The organism is Delftia sp. CH05 (genome assembly GCF_009827015.1).
GTDB lineage: Bacteria > Pseudomonadota > Gammaproteobacteria > Burkholderiales > Burkholderiaceae_C > Comamonas > Comamonas tsuruhatensis.
Map to the genome: position 1 here is coordinate 1 of NZ_WUMG01000100.1, position 1,837 is coordinate 1,837.

General features: G+C 50.5%; 1 protein-coding gene and 1 pseudogene. Both read right to left on the reverse strand.

Translation table 11 applies throughout. From position 1 onward, the window contains the following. Positions 1 to 1,411: GspE/PulE family protein (locus GRX31_RS30335; protein ID WP_160856251.1), on the reverse strand; the 1,411-nt coding region annotated here is incomplete at its 3' end. A gap of 8 nt (positions 1,412 to 1,419) precedes the next feature. Continuing rightward, a pseudogene (locus tag GRX31_RS30340) lies at positions 1,420 to 1,837 on the reverse strand (hypothetical protein); the annotation flags it as partial.

Below are 1,837 nucleotides of genomic sequence, written 5' to 3' on the forward strand. Positions count from 1 at the left end.
GAGCGAGATCAAGTGGCAATGAACACTCGGGGCAAACAATGGGCAATAGCCTTTGATAGACAAAGCCGGAAACGAATCCAGGCATGGTCATCAGGTCAATATCCACACCCAACTGCTCAAGCCGAGAGAATGCAGCCATCGCCGAGTAACCATGGATGGAAGACAGAATCTTGTGGCCTGCCAGCACCAAATTCTTGACGGTCTTTGCGGCCTGACTTTCGCGGATTTCTCCGACCATGACCACGTCGGGGTCCTGCCGTAATGTGGCTTCCAAAAGTTCGTTGAACGTATCCTTCGTTGCGGGCATCTGGCATGCGTTAGGAATTTCGTACTCCACCGGAGATTCAATCGTGCATACCTTGATATTTGGTCCCCGGTTTTCGTAGAGTTGCTGAATGCAGCTCTGCAGTGATGAAGATTTACCAGAGTTCGTCGGCCCGACAAAGACGACCAGACCTGAGCCACCAATCAGCATTCTTTCGACCTGCTCGCGTTGAGCGTCAGAGTAGCCGACGTCGCTTAGCCTCTTGAAGCCGCCCGCCACGTTGGCAGGTCTGAGCAGACGCAAAACCAACTGAAATTTATCTGGATGTATGGCAGTTGAGTGGAACCGCACAGTCAATAGGCGCTTGTTTTTCTTTGTAGGGTCATCCCACACGTCAAAATTGGTGTCCTTGATTTCTCGCTTCGTCCAAGAGCCTTTTCGGGCAATGTCTGTGGATTCAAAATTGAAGAGCACCGAACCATAGTCTTCAGCAGTGGCCAAAGAGATGTCTCCCATCTTGTAGCGACGACCATCAATACGGAGCAAGACTTCGGCCTTGTTCTCGCGTGCTTCGATATGGATATCTGATGCGCCCGATTTTGCAGCGTCCAATAGCAATTGCCGCACGCGCGTCTGTGTTGAAGTTTGTTCGGAATCCGAGCTGCTGATTTCGCGTGCGTTGTTGTGGTGTACCGCCCGTATGATTTCCCAAGTGGAAATCAACGGATAGATATTTAGATAGTTGTCTGCCTTCAGACGCTGAGCAACGTCCAACATGCCCCTGCTTTGCAGATACATGTCAGGAGTCATCAGCAAATAGGTACGATGGCTTTTAGAGCTCTTGGAATCTGCGAGTGGCTGATTGAGGGCGAAGCCGACAATCTTCTGCTCGAAAAGCATGCCGCTCTGTATTGCCGCGAAGTGCTCCAGATGCTGTTCACCCAGCGGGTGAGTGAGCTTATGAAGATAGATATACTCACCATCAGGAACTGCCGCGACATCAGAAACAGAGTATCTCTCAAGCACTGCGCGCTTTTCGTTGTGGTCCTTCAATTTCTGCTGGAGCGCTTCCTTGGCTTTTGCATGCTGATCTTGATGTTTCTCGCCCCGTCGCCCGGGCATTCTCAATGTGATACCGAGTTCCATTTTTTGACCTATTCCAGGATATAGAGCGTTGTGAAGGCGCTAACCTGAGCGCCCACCGCTGTGGGATTGCTCCAAATCACTCGTTCGAAATTAATGGGATACTTATTCAGTAATTCCACAGCCCAATGCATGCTCAAGAGATCGTTGCTACTGGCAGTGTTCAGCTGCAGTTGGATTTTTCTTCCTAACCTGTATTCGCTAACGCCGGCCAGGCCTTTGATTTCAGAAGGCGGGCGCAAGGTGACTTCTTCTTCCTGCGAGAATTTGAGATTTTTGAGATTACGGGATGCCCAATCCAGAATAGCCATCTTCACGACTCTTGGATCTACTTTCTGGGCCGGATTCCCGTGTACTGCACTTCTGCCAATCGGAAAATCCGAGACGATAGGGCCTTCAGTGTTCAGTGGATCAAGGATTCCTGGGAGC